Raw genomic sequence first — 17,709 nt, 5'->3', positions numbered from 1 at the left:
GGAAGAAAAGGCGGGATAACTTGGATGTATTAGAAAATGATTGGATAAATGTGGTTGGTAATGAATTTACGAAACCTTATTATTTGGAGCTTCGGGAGTTCCTAAAGAAGGAATATGCAAACGAGACCGTTTATCCACATATGAATGATTTATTTAACGCACTTCATTTGACTTCGTATTCAGATACGAAAGTCGTCATTTTGGGACAAGATCCATATCACGGAGCTGGTCAAGCTCATGGACTTAGTTTTTCAGTCCAGCCCGATGTCGCTATACCTCCATCTTTAAGAAATGTGTATAAGGAACTGGAAGCCGATGTGGGTTGTCTCAAACCAGACCATGGTTTTTTAGTAAGCTGGGCTAAACAAGGAGTACTCTTGTTAAATACGGTTTTAAGTGTGCGTGAAAAACAGCCGGGGTCTCATCAAGGCAAGGGGTGGGAGAATTTCACCAATGAAGTTATTGATCGGTTAAATGAGCGTGAAAAACCGCTTGTTTTTGTCCTTTGGGGTAAGCATGCACAAGTTAAACGTGACCGAATTAATGAAACACGCCATTGCATCATCGAATCACCTCATCCGAGTCCATTTTCCGCACACCGTGGTTTTTTTGGCAGCAAACCGTTCTCTAAAATAAACAATTGGTTAAAAACACACGGTGTGGAACAAATTAATTGGCAATTACCGATGAAAGCGGAGCTTGGCGTTGATGATGACAAGTAAAGTGATTTTTTTTATTGTCTCTTTCACTGTTGGGTGGATCATGCAGGCGCTTGGCATGCCAGCAGGGTGGCTTCTTGGTGCGCTGATGACGGGAATTATTTGGTCCTTTTTTATTCAAAAGCTTATTTTTCGAAGTGAATTGTTTACTGTTTCGCTGGCATTAGTAGGTATTTCAATTGGATTTATGGTTGTACCTGAAGAAGTATGGGCTTACCGCATGCTTTTGCCTGCTTTTTTGTTGACGCTTGTGTTAACACTTGCTGGAGGTATCGTACTAGGTAAGCTGTTTGGTAAGTGGTCAAAAACTTCGGGGAACACCGCTTTTTTTTGCTGTCTACCTGGTGGGGCCTCAGAAGTAATTGCTCTTAGTGAACGATACAATGCAGATCAACGTATTGTCGCAGCCTTTCATACTGCGCGTATTACGCTTTTTGTGTTTGTGGTGCCTTTACTCGTCGGGATTGGAACAAATACAACTGGTATTGATATTGTGGAGCCGATTCAATCGAATGGAATAAACATGGGTTTAGCTGGTCTTGCAGGACTTGCCGCAGCTCTTGTTTTTTTTCTAAGCAGGTTCATTTCATTTCCTGGAGCACCGATGTTTGTTGCTATTATAATCGGCTTTTCATTGCATCAGCTCGTAGTCCCAAATTATGAAATGCCGAGTTTTGTGATGGGCAGTGCTCAAGTATTAATTGGATCGTTAATTGGCATGAGATTTGATAGGGAAACGCTTAGAGAGCTAGCTCGAATTGGTAAACCAAGTGCTGCGGCGTTATCTCTATATGTAATCATGAGTGTCGTTCTGGCGCTTGTCTTTTTTGTACTTACTTCATTGCCGTTTTATACGACACTTTTAGCGATCGTTCCAGCGGGAGCTGCAGAGATGGCCTCGACTGCGGCGACACTTGAGCTTGATGCAACGGTTGTGGCAACGTTACAAATGCTAAGGGTGTTATCGTTATTTATTGCGCTGCCATTTTTAATTCGATTTTTTGCCCAGAAACCATTGGCAGAAAAAAATAAAGCAGCAACATGAGGTTCGGAAAGTCAGGGGATGGGTATAGTGCCTAAACTTGTAATCGGTAGCGATAAATTTGGTAGGTTGCATGTTAAAGGAGAAGCCTATATCCCGTTCGTAAAAAAGCTTGTCGACGGTCTCGTTTTTAAGGGACTCGATCGACAAGCTTTTTTTTATTGCACCGGAGCTTTGGACTGAGGCATCGTTGCCGGCTGTTCATTTACTGGTTGATACGAGTGAACCATCTTTTCTGCATCACTAGGACTTAGTTGGGGTACTTGGTAATAACTATGCTTATTTTGATACAGGAAGATCTCGTAAGCAAGTTCAATAAAATTTGGTACCGTATCGGCGACAATTCGACGCACAATTGGGTTGGTAATTTCTGTCGCACCCATGCCCATAAGTGATGCTTGGGATTTAATTAAGCCAAGCATATGGGCGGATAAACCAGCTTCTTTCACATCGGAAATAGAGCGGTTTGGTTTTTTGGGCTGTGAAGGTGTAATGCCAAACTGGACATCGTGAGACAATGTCATGTTGTATACACCAGTTGATGCACTTGGTTTTTGTCCTGTTGAAAAAGCCTCTGCCAGTACGTTGTATTGACTTTCAATAAAAGCATATTGGCGATCAAGCAGAGAAATAAGTTCTTGATCCGTCATAAATGTCCGGAAGATCATGTATTGATCTAGCACATTTATCATCCCTGCAATGATTTCGTGGCTGTCAAACAAATCATGGCCTCCGTGGTTGAGTGTTGGAGCCATTTGTTGTGATGGTTGTTTTCCTGTTTGTGGCATCATCGTGCATTTCCCCCTCGCCTTATTTAAAAAGATGAACTTGCAGGTCTAAACCCGCTTTTTTAGTGTAGGCGTTTAGTCATGCTTCTATGCTGGGAGGTGTAGGTAATAAATATGATGTTAGATAAACTGACGCATTTATGGAACAATTATGACAAAGGAATATAATAACCGTTATAGCTATTGATTTTAGCGTAAGGGGGAGACGCATTTGGAAGACAGCATTGTATTAATGGATAATTTATGGCTGACAATCGCAGCTGTGTTGGTGCTTTTGATGCAAGGTGGATTTATATTACTTGAAGCAGGCTCTACTCGAATGAAAAACGCAGGGCATATAGCTGGTAAAACGATTTTTACTGTAGGAGTTGCTTCACTTGTATTTTGGGCAGTCGGATACGGCTTTATTTATGGGGATGGAAACGCAATTATAGGTTTATCTAATTTCTTTTATGGAGATTACGCCGATGGCGTCGGCTCTGTTGATTTCTTCTTTCAACTTACATTTGCTGCAATTGCGTTAACAATTGCATTTGGTGGATTTGCAGAACGTGGCAAGCTTGCAGCGTATGCCATCTTTGCCGTTTTGTTCTCAGCATTTGTATACCCTCTTGTCGCTCATTGGATTTGGTCCGATGATGGCTGGCTCGCGGATCTTGGAAAACAAGATTTTGCTGGGTCGACAGTCGTGCATTTAACCGGTGCGATGGCGGCCCTTGCAGCAACCATTATCCTTAAGCCTCGTCTTGGTAAATATGGAAAAGACGGAAAAGTAAATGATTTATCTGGTCATAACCAAGTGTTTACAGCTTTGGGTGTGTTAATTCTTTGGGTAGGTTGGTTTGGTTTTAATGCAGGTTCAACAGGGGGAGTGGCTGATGCATTTTTTGGTTATGTTGCTTTAAATACACAATTGGCTGCTGGAGCAGGTACGATCGCCGCATTGTTTCTTGTTTGGGCGATTAATGGGAAAGCAGATGTACCAACAACACTAAATGGGGCCCTTGCTGGACTGGTTGCCATCACCGCATCTTGTGCATTTGTCGCTCCTTGGGCAGCTGTAGTTATCGGGATAATTGGTGGCCTTATCGTTGTTGTTAGTATGAAAATGTTTGATAAGCTAAAAATTGATGATCCGATTTTTGCGCTTAGCGTTCACGGTGTAGCTGGTATATGGGGAACGTTGTCGAATGGAATTTTCGCAACACCAGAACTAGCTTTAATGAACGGAGGCCATGCAGGTTTACTTTATGGCGGGGGATTTGATCAACTGGGCATTCAAGCATTAAGCGTTGTGGTTTGTGGCTTATTCGCTTTTGGAGCTTCGTATATATTGTTGCTTCTTACAAAAGGACTTGTTGGTGGAACGTTACGTGTTACGGAAGAAGAAGAAATTCTGGGTCTTGATATGAGTGAACATGGTTCGTATGGTTATCCAGAAAATGTGATGTCTGAATCCAAATCTAATTCCACAAAAACGGGATCTTAGTATGGAAAAAGCGAAACAATTACAAAGCTTACATGAAGATAAATTAGTTAATGCAGTGGAAGCAGCTATTTCGCAAATGATGAAGGAGCAGGGAGAGATCCCCGCTCCATTTGCGTTTTTTGTAATGGGTAGTGCTGGCCGTAAAGAACAAATTCATGATAGTGATCAAGACCACGGGATTGTCTTTGATGGTAACGAGCATTGTTTACCTTATTTTCTTGAACTTGGCGAACGCATTGTAGAGCGACTTGAGAAGGCTGGTTACGAACGTTGTATTGGTGGAGTAATGGCGTCAAAGCAACGGTGGTGCCGTTCCTTTATCAGTTGGAAAGAGCAGTTGGAAGGCTGGCTGCAAGACGATTCATTTGAGCATTTAAGGCATTTACTTACTTTTTTTGATGCTAGACCAATTGAAGGTGAAAAAGAGTTGGTTTGGTCATTAAAAGGGTTATTGTTTGAAAAAGTGAAAACAAAACCCTATTTATTGAAGCGGTTTGCTGACAACACTGGCAGGCTCCCTCAAGGGTTAAATCTTTTTGGACAGTTATTGGTTGAACAGCAAGGAGAGAAACAAGGATTATTAAATATGAAGCAACAAGTGCTATTTCCGTTTGTAAATGGAATGCGTTTGCTTGCTTTAAAAGATGAGATGTTCGAATCGTCGACTCTGGATCGTTTTGAAGCGAACAAAAGAATAGACACTGAAATAGTGGAGGCTCACTATTCATTTAAGCAATTGATTGAAAAACGAGCGCAGTGGAAAGAAAACATAGGCATTGTAACGTATGTGAATCCAGATGAATTAAAAAAAGATGAGCAGAAACAATTAAAGAGGTGGATTCGAGAAGGGCGCCGTTTTTATGAGGCTGTCCAAAAAAAGATTGAGGCAGGCGATTAAAGCAATGAATATGATTCAGTTCATGCGCCAATTGTCAGGGAGATTCAGTTCAACGATGGCGGCTTCTCAGCCAAATAATGCGAGCCAAATGGCACGGTTTCGTAGGTACCAAAAGGAAGCACAGCAAGATGTGCTTCAAGTACCTTTTTCAGAGTTACCGATGGTAGTGTTTGACTTGGAAACGAGTGGTTTTAATCCAGACCAAGGAGACGGGATCTTATCAATTGGTGCTGTGAAAATAAAAGGGGCAGACATTGAGCATGATCATTTTTATGAAACAGTTAAATCTAAGCATCCACCGTCAAAAGATGTGCTTGATTTAACCGGTTTGACGGCTCTTGAGCTTGAGAACTCTCGACTCATTGGGGAAGTGTTATTGGCGTTCTATGATTTTGTTGGTAGCTCTACATTGATTGCACACCATGCTGCACACGAACGTCGTTTTCTTCGTCATGCCACTTGGCAAGAGCTTGGAAAAACATTTACACATCGACTTGTTGATACAACATTCTTAACGAGTATAACGGCAGCTCATCAAGGCGAACTAAAAACACTCGATGAGTGGTGTGAGGCATATGGAATTGTCGTAAGAAAACGACATCATGCACTAGCAGATGCCCAGATGACGGCTCAACTATGGACAAAACATGTGACGATTGCACATCATGCAGGTTATTTCTGTCTAAGTGACATATACAAAGAATTAGCGATAAAAAAGTAGTCATTTATGAGCATGTGGGAAGCATATGAAGGATGTGCGGCATTTTGCTTGAATGTGGGAGGTCACTTTTCGTCAGCCCTGATTCTTGATACAAATACAAAGTAAACGTTACTGGTTCTATTCGATTCTTATGGTCTCTCCGTGCTATGATAAATCAGTGCTCGAAGAAAAGGGAGGACACGTATGCTTATCCAAGCTGAAGACGTAATTGCTCAAATGGAGCGCCAAGTAAACCGATTGCGCCAATCGGTCGAATCAGGAGATGAAATAGCTTTAAAAGAAGCTGCGGCAGTCATTGAAGGTTACTGCCAATTGTTAAAGTCTGGTCGAGAAGAAACGGTTCCTGTATATAAGAATGAAACGGAACATTTGATTCAAAAACCAGCATTTTCTGTCCCGGAACAGCATATGACAGAAAGAGAGAAAAAAATACCACAAGAACAAAAGACAGCGGAAAAAAGAAACTTGCTGGATTTCTAAGCTCGTCTCTTTGATAAGAGGCGGTTTCTTTTGTGGATAGGAAAGGATGTTGATTCACATTTCATATGAAATTATTATTTCAATTATTGTCTATTTAATCTTAATGCTTATCATCGGTTGGTATGGCTACAAGAAAACGGCTAGTCATTCGGACTATACGTTAGGAGGACGAGGGTTAACCCCTGGAGTAGCTGCTCTTAGTGCGGGTGCATCAGATATGAGTGGTTGGCTCATGCTCGCTCTGCCTGGTTCGATGTATATAACGGGGCTTGGCGCTGGATGGCTTGCGCTTGGACTTATCATTGGCGCCTATTTAAACTGGCTCTTTTTAGCTCCACGCTTACGCACGTATACAGAAACGGCAAATGATTCAATAACAATTCCAGCCTTTCTAGAAAACCGATTTTTTGACGGTTCCAAACTACTGCGCATTATATCGGGACTTATTATTATTTTATTCTTCACGGTCTACGTATCATCAGGTATGGTTTCTGGTGGGGTTGTGTTCGAATCAGTCCTAGGTATAGACTATCATACGAGTCTATTGATTGTCGCGAGTGTAACAATCGTTTACACACTGTTTGGCGGTTTTTTAGCGGTGAGCTGGACAGATGTCGTACAAGGTAGCGTCATGATGCTTGCTTTGTTATTCGTACCCACTTTTGCTTTAGCTGAAGTTGGCGGTTTAACGGCGTCTTTTGATGAAATACGGAGCATCGATCCTAATTTACTTGATATTTTTAGAGGCGTCTCTGTCATTGGTATAATTGGTTCTTTAGCATGGGGCCTTGGTTATTTTGGGCAACCACATATTATTGTTCGTTTTATGGCAATGCGTACAGCAAGCGATGCAAAGCCAGCTCGCCGAATTGGTATGACATGGATGATTTTATCGATTGTAGGTGCGATGTTTACAGGTCTTATTGGGCGCGCTTATTTAAATGGCGAAGGAATTTTCCTTGATCCCGATGTAGGCAGTCAGCATGAGACAGTATTTGTTGTATTAGGCGAAATGCTATTTCATCCGTACGTAATTGGCTTTATATTTAGCGCCATTTTAGCAGCGGTTATGAGTACAATTTCTTCACAATTACTTGTAACATCAAGCTCCCTGACGGAAGATTTGTATAAAACGTTTTTAAAAAGAAAGCCGGGAGACAAGGAATTGGTTTTCCTTGGGCGTGGTGCTGTCTTAGTAGTCGCGCTGATTGCACTTGCTCTTTCATGGAACCCGGATAGTTCAATTCTTGAACTAGTAAGTTATGCATGGGCAGGGTTTGGTGCAGCATTTGGTCCTGTTATGCTCTTAAGTTTATACTGGAGAGGTATGACGAAGTGGGGTGCGTTTGCAGGGATGCTTACAGGAGCAGTCGTTGTGATTGTTTGGGCAAATACAAATCTGTATCAATGGTTTGGTATGGATGAACGTGTTTACGAACTGTTACCTGGATTTATTATCGCTTCCTTGGCCATCTTTATTGTTAGTAAAGTGACATCAAATGATAAGCGTGTTGCTGGAGGGTTTACAGACTTTAAGAAAAAACTTAAAGAAAACAAATAAGCACTAGCTTGAGAAAAAACCTCTGAGATAAAATCTCGGAGGTTTTTAGTGTCTAGAGATTGGGGGAGATATTGAACGTTGTCAAGAAGTGCTGTTTTTAGGTTTCCATTCAACAAACACACCATAGTTAAGTGATTCCTCGTCTTCAACATAATTAGGTTGGACATGGGTTGGGGTAAGACCTTGTTTAAGCATAAATGAAAGAACCGTATCATAGTAATCACCAGATTTCACAAGATCAACATATTGTTGAGGCGAGTAGTGTTTGGCGACAGCCTTGTATCCTGGGATGCGGCAAACAGCTGCATATCGTTTCAGCTTTAAATTCAGGACAGTTTGTTTTCTGGCGTTATACATAGCTTGAGCAACACCATTCCCCCGAGCGACAGGGCGTACACATAAATCAATGCCATACAACGTATCACCGTTAGGATCATGTGTCTGACGCAAAAAGCCATTATCGCTGATTTCTTCCCACGTGTGGGGTTTGTCTGCATTGGATACTACTAGTGATGTTGCGGATCCGACGATTTCACCGTCTACCTCAGCAAGCAATGCGCCTTCTGGAAATGTTTTCGTTTGAGCTGCAATTTGCTCTTCACTCCACCATAACTCTTGTGAGAAAGGAGGAGGGAAGGCTTCTTTTTGCACTTGAAGCAAGCAAGGGTAATCAGCGAGCGTATAAGGTCTAACGTGAATCATGAATAACCGCCTCCATGTAATGAGCGTATGTTCTCGTTATCATAGCATGGCTAAAGGTAAGTAGCGAATCGTTTGAATGAGTATGATATGTTATAGTCAAAATAAGAAATACATAAAGAATAGGTGATGAATGATGGCAAAACTATTTATTCTGATCGGGTCTATTGTGATGGGCATTGGCGTAGGCATCGGCGCATTTGGTGCCCATGGACTTGAAGGACGAGTAAGTGAGCGAATGATGAGCAATTACCAAACAGGTGTACACTATCATCTGATTCATGGGTTGGGTATTTTTGGCGTTGGCCTTCTTGCATTAAAAATGACAGGGAGTGGTCTGGTTCATGGAGCAGGTTGGGCATTCTTAATTGGAATTGTGCTTTTCTCGGGAAGTCTTTATACAATGGCGCTTACAGGCATAACAAAGCTTGGTGCAATTACACCACTTGGTGGGGTAGCATTTATCGTCGGTTGGGTACTCCTCGGGATTGCAGCAATGCGCCATCTATAAGTAGAAAAAAGCGACCTATGAATAGGTCGCTTTTTTAACGTGGGGAGTATTGAGAAAGACTTGGTTCAGTGCCGTATTGATACGTATAGTCAATCGGTTCATCAAATGTAACAAAATCTAGATTCACCATAAGCAGTAAGTAGTATTCGCCAGTATCGGGATTGCCAATAATAATGTGGTCGCGCCCTGCTTCTTCAATACGCCCACGGAAAACACGGGCATTCCACTCGCTATTGCCTTCAAACGTTTGATGGATAGTCACGTATTTCCCGCGATTGAGTCGTAAGATATTTTCAATAAACGATTGTTCAATCGGAAGCATACTTGTATCGCTTCCTGGCATGGATGTTGGTTGTTGTTGTTGTACAAAACCCGGAACTTGGTATTGTTGGGCAGAGAAATAACCTTGTTGCGGAGATTGCATGCCTTGTTGAGGCTGCTGCATCTGTTGAGGCTGCATCATTTGTTGCTGGCCGTACCCATATTCTTGCGATTGTCGATTTTCTTGATTCCATTGATTTGGATACATCATTTATCTCTCCTTGGACTAAAAAGTATTAAACACTTCCTCACATTCGGTTGGAGTAGGTTGATAGAAACAATGCGCTTTATAACGCCCGGTATTCCATTGTCCCCACCACTCACCTGGACACGGACCCTCCGGTCTGAAAAACCATAATGAGAACTCGGCAGGATTAAAACGCTCGCCATTTACGAGTCTCCTCGCTAGACGTCTGTCTCGCTCCCTTGCTCGTTGATAAAAATAACTTTTTTGGACGGCTTCGAATCCACCAGGTGATTGAAAAGCCATATTATTAATCGTGTTTACATTCCCAAAATCTAAACAGCGCACTCTCGTCCGGTTAACCATGACATTACCTGCGAGTAACATGCCGAGTTCTCCCTCGCCTTCGGCTTCAGCACGCATGAGCCTAGCCAATATATCAATATCATTGGATGAAGCTTTAATAACGGCCATTCCCCACCTCCGCAAAGTTGACTGATTCATGATGATATGAGCAAGAATAAGGTCCATAAATAAGACCAAATACACAGGGTCCTTTAATCGTATGTACAAATAAATATGATTATGCTGATAACATGATGAAAAAATTGCTTGAAGAGTGTGTTTAGTGTGTGCTACTGTATATATAGATATAAACAGATAAACAGTGAAAAGGAAGTTGTTTATGAAGGTTGGCATAAAGTTAATGATGGTTGAATTCCGCCATACACCGTTAAAACGGTGGTGGAGCGTTGTGGCGATGGCAGTAGTATATGGTGGTTTAATCGGCTTATTCATAACGGATATAGGCTTAGAAGCTCCTGGCAAACTTAATTTCGTCCAAGGGTTATTACCTCTGTTGCTTTTAATTTTCTATCCTGCCTTGATTATAAGAGGGGATGCTTATCGGATAAGTGACCCATATGCAAAAACACCAGTTCCGGATATATATGTGCTCCTGAAACTAATAGCCGTGAAGCATAGGGAAAAAGCTTTGGGGAGCATCTTTAGTGCCATCGTTTGGGTGATGTTTTTTAACGTTTTTTTCATCTTATCAATCTGTATAACGTTGATTATTCAGTCAGAATTTAATTGGAATGGACATTATGGAGATTTAATAAGTGCATGGGTCATGTTAACAGGCATATCAACGGTCAGTTACATCATTTCCGAAGCTCGATTAGTTAATCAAATTAAAATGAAAGATACGATTCGTACATTTCTTTTAATCGGCGGATTGATTGGTGTGTTATCGATTGTTGGAATGGGAAGCGATCTTTGGTTCTTTGGAATTGTTTATTATTTCATTTACCATTATCCATTTTGGACGATTACTGGATTATTGCTTCTCTTTATCCTGACAATTATGGCTACTATTAAAGCGTTTGAACGTACTTTTACAAAGGTTGATTATCATGTCTGATTTGCCACCGATCCAGCTAGATGAGATGAGTCGGACACCGATTTATGATCAAATAGAAGAACAATTGAAGTCGTTAATTATAAGTGGCACCCTCCCTCCGGGTACAGTGTTGCCATCGATTCGAAAGCTGGCAACATCGCTATCATGTAGTGTTATTACAACGAGACGCTCATATCAAAATTTGGAACAACAGGGTTATATAAAAACGATTCAAGGGAAAGGGACGTTTGTCAATGAGCTAAATCAAGCAGAACAGTCGGAAAAGAAACAGGATGCTGTTGAAAAAGCATTAAAACAAGCGATTGTAAGTGGAAGAAACTATGGCTTTACGGAGGAAGAGTTAACGAAGTTATTTCTCTCCATTATTAAAAAAGGAGGAGAAGAATGTTGATTGTTTGTAATCAGATCGAGAAAAAAATAAGCAACGAATTCAAGATAGGCCCACTCTCATTAACAATCGAACCTGGTACGGTTAATGTTCTTGTAGGAACAAATGGCTCTGGTAAAAGTTCACTTATTCGAACAATAGCAGGGTTAATTCAACCGGATAAAGGAATGATAGACCGTTTTAACCTATTGGAAGAAGAATGGAGAGAACATTTAGCGTTTGTTCCCCAATCTTCTAAGGGATTTGAGAAATATACATTACAGCATTTAGCAAGTATTCATGCCGTCGGATTTAGAGGTTGGGATAATGAAAGATTTTCTAAACTTGTGAAACGATACAACTTACCTTTAAATAAGACGGTCGGAGAAATGTCAGGCGGGATGCAACGTAGGGTTCTAGTGGTTCTCGCATTAGCTAGGAATTCAACGGTTCTTATAATGGATGAACCTCTCGCAGGTGTAGATATGGCCGCCCAAGAATTAATGCAAGAAGATTGGCTTGCTTATCTGGAAGGCGATCCGAAGCGAGCCATTTTGTTTGCGACCCATGTTGCTGATGAAATTAAGGATTATGCTGATTACATTTTTCTTATGAAGCGGGGTTCAATTGTTGCTCGGTATGAAAAAGATACGTTATTTAGGAACTACGCACGTTTTTGGACGAATGAGCAACTTGAGGTCGTACGAAACCTTACCGGGATAACCTACGTAATACAGAGAGGACCGCAAGTAGAGATTATTTCTGACAATCGAAGTCAAACGGAATCCGACATGAATCGATTAGGGTTGGAAATAACAATGAAACAATCGCTGAAGGTGGCGGAAATTTTACGAATTTTATTAAAAGAAGGAGAGGAAGTTAATGACACTTATTATTAATGATGTAAAAAAGAGATTTAATGAGCATAAAGCGGTTGATGGCATTACATTAACAGTGGAAAAAGGAAGTATGTTTGGTATGCTTGGGGCGAATGGAGCAGGTAAAACAACAACATTCCGTATGATCCTCGGTTTGCTTGATCCAACGGAGGGTGAAGTGACATGGAACAATCAACGTTTATCGTATAAGCAAACCAATTTAATCGGCTACTTACCTGAGGAACGGGGTCTGTATCCTAAGATCACTGTGCGCGATCAGCTTACGTATCTCGCAAAACTAAAAGGGATGAAAAAAGGCGCGATCTTAGAAGAGATGAAGTCATGGTTAAATCGTTTTAAAGCAGAAGAGTATGAAAATAAAAAAGTAGAAGAGTTGTCAAAAGGAAATCAACAAAAAATCCAATTTATTGCCGCTGTTTTACATAAGCCAGAGTTGCTCATTTTAGATGAACCATTTAGTGGTCTAGATCCAGTAAATTCAGATATGTTGAAGGATGCCGTTCGCTACTTGCAAGACCAAGGAACGACGATTGTGTTTTCAAGTCACCAAATGCGTAATGTCGAGGAAATGTGTGAAGACATTATCATGCTTAAAAAAGGAAAAGCGGTATTACAAGGAAATCTGAATGAGATTAAGCGTAGTTACGGAATGAAATCCATTTCTATCCGTGCAGATTATGACTTGTCCTTTTTAAAGGAAGATCAGCATGTACAAAAGTATACGGAAGCAAAAAACGGCGTATCTATTCAAGTGGAAAGTGAAGAAAAAGCCAAGGATGTCTTTCAACAAGTAGCTGCAAAAGGGTTTGTCCGCAAATTTGAAGTGGAAGAGCCAAGCTTACACGATATTTTCATTGATAAAGTAGGAGGAGATGCAGATGAATAATTTTTGGACAATTGTCTCACATACCGCATCTGGCCGATTAAAAGCCAAGTCATTTTTTATATCAACCATTGTTATTATGGTTTTAATCATTGGTATAACAAACATTTCAACGATTATCGATCTATTTTCAAGTGACGATGCCAGTCAAGAAATGGATCATATCGCCGTTATTGATGAAACAGAAGATGCCAATGGAATTGCAGAAATGCTTGCTGCACCGAGTGATGAAGGATCCTATCGTTTTCAGTTAATTGAAGAGCCTGTAGAGCAAGTGATTGAGGAGGCTCGTGAAGGTGAATATGCAGGTGTATTGCAATTAAGTGGTACGGCAGAAACACTAAATGCTGAGCTTTATGGCGGCGATTCAGCATTTGCAATGGGCGTTGAACAAGAAGTTCAACGGATAAAAGAAGGTGTGCTGACAAGTGAGCTTGATATTGATGAGGAGCAGTTAGCTACTGTCTTTCAACCAATTACATTTGAACAGTCAGCATTAGGAGAAGGAGAAACGGTAGAAACAGAAGCGATGGAAATGCGGTCATACTTTACGATATTGGGTGTTTCCTATGTGTTGTTTTTCATCATCATTACGTATAGTTCTATGATTGCGACAGAAGTGGCAACTGAAAAATCCTCCCGGGTCATGGAATTAATTGTTTCAAGTGTAAATCCGATTGTGCAAATGTTTGGTAAGCTCGTCGGTATTGCTCTAGTTGCTTTTATTAATATTCTTAGCATCGTTGTTGCGCTTATTATCGGTGCGACCATTGGTGGTAATAACTTCTTAGATTATTTATCTGGTGATTTTATTGACATATCTCTTATCGGCTATGCTTTACTTGTTCTCGTATTAGGGTACTTTTTGTTTGGGGGAATTGCAGCAATGCTTGGCGCTCTTGTTAGTCGGACAGAGGATGTTCAACAAGCAGTGCAACCATTAATTTATTTGGCGATGATTGGTTTCTTCCTAGTCACTTTCGGATTAAACAATGCAGACGCAGCATTTATGACAGTGGCATCTTATATTCCATTTTTTACGCCTCAATTATTAGTTATGCGCATCGGGTCTGGGGTCATTGCGGGATGGGAAATTGTGCTACTCATTGCCATTTTACTCGTTAGTGTAGTGCTAGTAAATTATTTGGCCGCTCGTGTTTACAAAGGTGGAGTGCTTATGTATGGCAAACTTTCTTTTAAAGAGGGGATTAAACAGGCACTAGCCTTGTCGAAAAAAGAAAAATAGTATTGTACGAAACTAGTTTGTTCTTGGCATTTGAGTATGGTAAGATGGAAATATTGTGAATCGAAACGGGAAGGAGGCGGATAAGGCATGGTTGATGTGTTTATTGAGCTACTGTTTTTGTGGATTAGTGTTGGTCTTGTGATGCCAATTCTGGCGTGTATGGCATATGAAAATATTCGATTGCACCGCATACATCTACGAATGAACCGTACGGTGCTTGATACAGACACAACCGGTCGTGTAAAAACGGTGCCTTTGCCGCCTGTACTTATTCAAGTAAGACCAAAAATTCCAGGGCTTAGGGAAAAAAGCTGTCAAGATGATGACGACCCGTTCTTTGTTGTCTAAGAAAATCAGCTTGTAAAGACAACAAAGGAGGATGCAATACAGATGAATAGAAAATTAATGCTTACGCTTAGCGTAGTCATGATGGCGCTAGTGCTGTCAGCATGTGGCTTGGACAAGCCAATTACAGCAGACTCAGAAGGGTTCTGGGATTCATTTTTTGTTTACCCAATGTCATTTCTTATTACGTTTTTTTCAGATTTAACTGGAGGCCATTTTGGGTGGGGAATTGTGATTGTAACGATTTTTATCCGTTTGCTCATTTTACCTTTAGCATTAAAATCACAAAAGAGTTCACGTGCGATGCAAGCGCTGCGCCCTGAAATGCAAGATATTCAAGAACGGATGAAAAAAGCAGCAGGTAATCCGGAGAAACAAAAAGAAGTGCAATCGGAAATGATCGGTCTTTATCAAAAGCACGGTGTAAATCCAGCAGCAGGTTGTTTGCCGGCTCTTGTACAGATTCCAATTGTTATGGCGCTTTATTTTGCCATTATGCGTACAGAGGCAATTGGGCAAGGGCCTGAAAGTGATTTCCTTTGGTTTAACCTCGGACAAATGGATCCAGTCTTGCCTTTCATTGCTGGTATTACAACGTTTGTTCAGTTTAAAATGTCAATGAGCCAAATGCCTGCAAACCCAATGGGTGAAGGAATGCCAAATCCAATGACAATCATGCTTTGGATTATGCCAGTTATGATTATTATTGCTGGTTTAACACTTCCATCTGCTCTTGCTTTGTACTGGGTAATTGGGAATATCTTTATGATTGTACAAACGTACTTTATTATTGTACGTCCAAACATGACGAAAGAAGAACTGAAAAAAGATAAAGCATAATAAACAAAAAACCTTTGAGATTTTAATGAACTGTACCCTTTTTAATAGACAGTTAAAAAAACCTTTATGCAGCTAGTAAATGACCTCGGTATTGTTCCGGGGTCATTCTTTTTAATCCCCATTGATAACGATCAGAATTATAATAGTCAATAAAGTCTTCGACTTTGCTTTTCAGTTCAAACAACGTCCTGCACGCTTTAGCTTGTACGTGATCTTTGAAAAGTCCGAAGAAGGATTCCATTGATGCATTATCTAGGCAGTTCCCTCTGCGAGACATGGATTGTGTCAATCCAAGTTTTTTTACCCGTTTTTGGTACACAGGATGTGTGTAATGAAAGCCTTGATCCGAATGAAGGAGTGCACCAGGGAGAAGATTTCCGTCCGAAACGTCTTTTAACCGCTGGAGAGTCTTATAGACAATGCTCATTCCTAAGGATGTAGATAAATAATGCGCAACTATTTCTCGTGTTGTTCCGTCTTTGACACATGAGAAATAGACCTTTGTTCCATCAGCCAAATATAAGTACGTAATATCTGTCAGTAAGACGGCACCTGGTAGTTGAACAAACTTTCGATTAACAAGGTTTGTACACGTTTTGTGTTCTTGGGTTGCTTTAGCCAATTGTTTATAAGGATTTTTTCTACGGATGGTGGCTTGAATATGAAACTTCCGGGTTAGACGGAAAATTTTCTTTAGGTTCATCGTTACTCCATAATCATGCTCTAATTTCATCTTTAATTGACGTCCACCATCTTTTTTCTTTCCTTGTTCGTAAAGGGTATTAAGAAGTTTGTAATCTGCTTCATCACATTGCTCACGTTGAATACGCTTGTCTTCAGATGATAACCACGCGTAGTAGCTTGTACGTTTTACTCCTGCCATTTCACAAAGAAAGGTGACCATTCCTTTAAGCTGGTATTTTCTAATGGTTTGTTCGATTAACTGAAACGACTCTGATAGAGTTAATGCTTCTTCTTCGCCTGCCTTTCTAGTTCGTCGAGCTTTTTTAGAAAATCATTCTCCATCTCTAAGAGGGCTATACGCGCTTCCGCTTTTTTTAATTTTTCTTCTGCCGTTAAGACTTTTGAAGAAGGACGCCCTGTGCTCCCCTTCCCCCGACGCTCTGTATAAAATCCCTCTTCTCCATAGCTTTTATAGATCGATCTCCATCGTTTTAAACATTCTTTAGGTTTATCAGAACCTATGACCTCTAAATCAAATTCATGATCGAGAAAAATAGCCGTTGGTCCTTTTCCTGAAAGATTTTCTCGAACAGCTTTCACCTTAAAATCGGCTGAATAACTAATTGAACGATCAGAAACATGATGAACAGATGGATGACTCTCTAACTGTTGTTGTTCAAAGGTAGTAAAAATTCGTTTACTCATTTTTCATTCCCCGTTCTTCTCATTTGATTTGATTATAACGGGTCTGTTGTAAAAAAGAACACAAAAAACCCGAAAGATGGACTTTTTTAAAGTGTCCATTTTTCGGGTTACAGTTCATAATCTCAGAGGTTTTTTTTTGTTTTTATACATGGAAATAGGCACTAAGTTGTTCTGATGGGAGAATATTACCGACATAAAAGGAGCCAAACTCGCCATAACGAGCAGATACCTCATCAAAGCGCATTTCATAGACAAGCTTTTTAAATTGCAGGACATCGTCAGAAAAGAGAGTAACTCCCCATTCCCAGTCATCAAATCCAACTGAACCAGAGATAATCTGTTTCACAAGACCAGCGTAACCTCTACCAATCATTCCGTGACTCCGCATTAAATTTTTACGTTCATCCATTGGTAGCATGTACCAGTTATCTGCGCCTTCACGACGCTTGTCCATTGGATAAAAGCATACGTGTTTAAAGCGTGGAAGCTGTGGATATAGACGAGCACGAACATGTGGATTTTGGTAAGGATCGTCATTTGAATCGCCTGCTAAGTAATTACTTAATTCCACAACAGATACATACGAATAGGTTGGCGTTGTATATGCGGCTAGACCTGACTTGTTAAAAGCAAGTTCAATCTCGTTTAATTCTTCCATAGTTGGACGCAAAAGCATAATCATTAAATCGGCTTTTTGCCCAACAATGGAATAAAGAGCGTGACTCCCTTTTTCCGCCTTTTCTGTCTCGTCCCATTTAGTAAGTAAAGATGTAAATTCATGAATCATTTTCTCACGTTCGGTTGACGAAACTTGTTTCCATGAATTCCAATCTATTTTACGGAAATCATGTAAAACATACCAACCATCTAACGTTTTTGCTGCTTCATTCATATGATTATCCTC

21 protein-coding genes are annotated in these 17,709 nt (G+C 40.6%); 15 read left to right on the top strand and 6 right to left on the bottom strand.

Annotation, left to right across the window (positions count from 1 at the left end):
• Positions 1-20: 20 nt before the first annotated feature.
• Both BK584_RS13435 and BK584_RS13430 read left to right on the top strand, forming a co-directional pair.
• A complete protein-coding gene (locus tag BK584_RS13435; protein WP_078393082.1) occupies positions 21-722 on the top strand; it encodes a uracil-DNA glycosylase in 702 nt (233 codons plus the stop codon).
• The gene (locus tag BK584_RS13430) at positions 709-1,764 is read left to right on the top strand and encodes an AbrB family transcriptional regulator (RefSeq protein ID WP_245808858.1); all 1,056 of its coding nucleotides are present in this window, start codon (positions 709-711) and stop codon (positions 1,762-1,764) included. Before BK584_RS13435 ends, BK584_RS13430 begins: the two co-directional genes overlap by 14 nt.
• Before the next feature lie 155 nt (positions 1,765-1,919).
• On the opposite strand, the gene BK584_RS13425 is transcribed toward BK584_RS13430, so the two are convergent.
• Complete coding sequence (locus BK584_RS13425; protein ID WP_078393081.1) at positions 1,920-2,552, bottom strand: spore coat protein; 633 nt, start codon at positions 2,550-2,552, stop codon at positions 1,920-1,922.
• A gap of 229 nt (positions 2,553-2,781) precedes the next feature.
• On the opposite strand from BK584_RS13425, the gene BK584_RS13420 reads away from it, so the two are divergent.
• The 5 genes from BK584_RS13420 to putP all read left to right on the top strand — a co-directional run bounded on the left by BK584_RS13420 (position 2,782) and on the right by putP (position 7,698).
• Positions 2,782-4,038 carry an ammonium transporter gene (locus BK584_RS13420; RefSeq protein ID WP_078395605.1) on the top strand — a complete coding sequence of 419 codons (1,257 nt, stop codon included), beginning with the start codon at positions 2,782-2,784 and terminating at the stop codon, positions 4,036-4,038.
• Between the two features lies 1 nt (position 4,039).
• Positions 4,040-4,936: a DUF294 nucleotidyltransferase-like domain-containing protein gene (locus BK584_RS13415; protein ID WP_078393080.1), complete on the top strand. Its 897-nt coding sequence runs from the start codon at positions 4,040-4,042 to the stop codon at positions 4,934-4,936.
• Positions 4,899-5,657, top strand: a complete 759-nt coding sequence (locus BK584_RS13410; protein ID WP_245808857.1) for an exonuclease domain-containing protein — start codon at positions 4,899-4,901, stop codon at positions 5,655-5,657. The genes BK584_RS13415 and BK584_RS13410 overlap by 38 nt, the downstream gene beginning before the upstream one ends.
• A gap of 183 nt (positions 5,658-5,840) precedes the next feature.
• Positions 5,841-6,137, top strand: coding sequence for a DUF5327 family protein (locus BK584_RS13405; protein WP_078393078.1), 297 nt, complete (start codon positions 5,841-5,843; stop codon positions 6,135-6,137).
• Positions 6,138-6,183: 46 nt separating this feature from the next.
• Positions 6,184-7,698, top strand: a complete 1,515-nt coding sequence (gene putP, locus BK584_RS13400) for a sodium/proline symporter PutP (RefSeq protein ID WP_180320509.1) — start codon at positions 6,184-6,186, stop codon at positions 7,696-7,698.
• A gap of 81 nt (positions 7,699-7,779) precedes the next feature.
• On the opposite strand, the gene BK584_RS13395 is transcribed toward putP, so the two are convergent.
• Complete coding sequence (locus BK584_RS13395; protein ID WP_078393077.1) at positions 7,780-8,400, bottom strand: GNAT family N-acetyltransferase; 621 nt, start codon at positions 8,398-8,400, stop codon at positions 7,780-7,782.
• 133 nt (positions 8,401-8,533) lie between these two features.
• On the opposite strand from BK584_RS13395, the gene BK584_RS13390 reads away from it, so the two are divergent.
• Positions 8,534-8,908 (top strand): DUF423 domain-containing protein, encoded by a 375-nt coding sequence (locus BK584_RS13390; protein ID WP_078393076.1) that lies wholly within the window; start codon positions 8,534-8,536, stop codon positions 8,906-8,908.
• A 34-nt stretch (positions 8,909-8,942) separates the two neighbouring features.
• Here BK584_RS13390 and gerQ read toward each other — a convergent pair whose 3' ends face one another.
• Entirely contained in the window at positions 8,943-9,437 is a 495-nt protein-coding gene (gene gerQ, locus BK584_RS13385; RefSeq protein WP_078393075.1) for a spore coat protein GerQ, read from the bottom strand.
• A gap of 18 nt (positions 9,438-9,455) precedes the next feature.
• Positions 9,456-9,887, bottom strand: a complete 432-nt coding sequence (locus tag BK584_RS13380; protein ID WP_078393074.1) for a cell wall hydrolase — start codon at positions 9,885-9,887, stop codon at positions 9,456-9,458.
• 211 nt (positions 9,888-10,098) lie between these two features.
• Between BK584_RS13380 and BK584_RS13375 the strand changes: the two genes are divergently transcribed.
• From BK584_RS13375 to yidC, 7 genes are all read left to right on the top strand, one after another.
• Positions 10,099-10,836, top strand: a complete 738-nt coding sequence (locus tag BK584_RS13375; protein WP_078393073.1) for a hypothetical protein — start codon at positions 10,099-10,101, stop codon at positions 10,834-10,836.
• Positions 10,829-11,227 carry a GntR family transcriptional regulator gene (locus tag BK584_RS13370; RefSeq protein WP_078393072.1) on the top strand — a complete coding sequence of 133 codons (399 nt, stop codon included), beginning with the start codon at positions 10,829-10,831 and terminating at the stop codon, positions 11,225-11,227. The genes BK584_RS13375 and BK584_RS13370 overlap by 8 nt, the downstream gene beginning before the upstream one ends.
• Positions 11,221-12,102 carry an ATP-binding cassette domain-containing protein gene (locus BK584_RS13365; protein WP_078393071.1) on the top strand — a complete coding sequence of 294 codons (882 nt, stop codon included), beginning with the start codon at positions 11,221-11,223 and terminating at the stop codon, positions 12,100-12,102. Before BK584_RS13370 ends, BK584_RS13365 begins: the two co-directional genes overlap by 7 nt.
• Positions 12,086-12,988: an ABC transporter ATP-binding protein gene (locus tag BK584_RS13360; protein WP_078393070.1), complete on the top strand. Its 903-nt coding sequence runs from the start codon at positions 12,086-12,088 to the stop codon at positions 12,986-12,988. Before BK584_RS13365 ends, BK584_RS13360 begins: the two co-directional genes overlap by 17 nt.
• Entirely contained in the window at positions 12,981-14,231 is a 1,251-nt protein-coding gene (locus BK584_RS13355; protein WP_078393069.1) for an ABC transporter permease, read from the top strand. The genes BK584_RS13360 and BK584_RS13355 overlap by 8 nt, the downstream gene beginning before the upstream one ends.
• A gap of 87 nt (positions 14,232-14,318) precedes the next feature.
• On the top strand, positions 14,319-14,579 hold the full coding sequence (locus BK584_RS13350) for a hypothetical protein (protein ID WP_078393068.1): 261 nt from the start codon (positions 14,319-14,321) through the stop codon (positions 14,577-14,579).
• Between the two features lie 42 nt (positions 14,580-14,621).
• Complete coding sequence (yidC, locus tag BK584_RS13345) at positions 14,622-15,416, top strand: membrane protein insertase YidC (protein WP_078393067.1); 795 nt, start codon at positions 14,622-14,624, stop codon at positions 15,414-15,416.
• Between the two features lie 64 nt (positions 15,417-15,480).
• Here yidC and BK584_RS13340 read toward each other — a convergent pair.
• Positions 15,481-16,805 (bottom strand): IS3 family transposase gene (locus BK584_RS13340; RefSeq protein ID WP_139365623.1). Its coding sequence is split into 2 segments (ribosomal slippage): positions 15,481-16,427 and positions 16,427-16,805, totalling 1,326 coding nucleotides; the frame shifts between segments, so codons are not numbered across the junction.
• A 142-nt stretch (positions 16,806-16,947) separates the two neighbouring features.
• On the bottom strand, positions 16,948-17,697 hold the full coding sequence (hemQ, locus tag BK584_RS13335; RefSeq protein WP_078393066.1) for a hydrogen peroxide-dependent heme synthase: 750 nt from the start codon (positions 17,695-17,697) through the stop codon (positions 16,948-16,950).
• Positions 17,698-17,709 lie beyond the last annotated feature (12 nt).

Origin of the sequence: Shouchella patagoniensis (genome assembly GCF_002019705.1) — a bacterium.
GTDB classification, from domain to species: domain Bacteria; phylum Bacillota; class Bacilli; order Bacillales; family Bacillaceae_D; genus Shouchella; species Shouchella patagoniensis.
The sequence above is the reverse complement of the archived record's forward strand: the minus strand, read 5'-3'. Positions and strand labels throughout refer to the sequence as shown.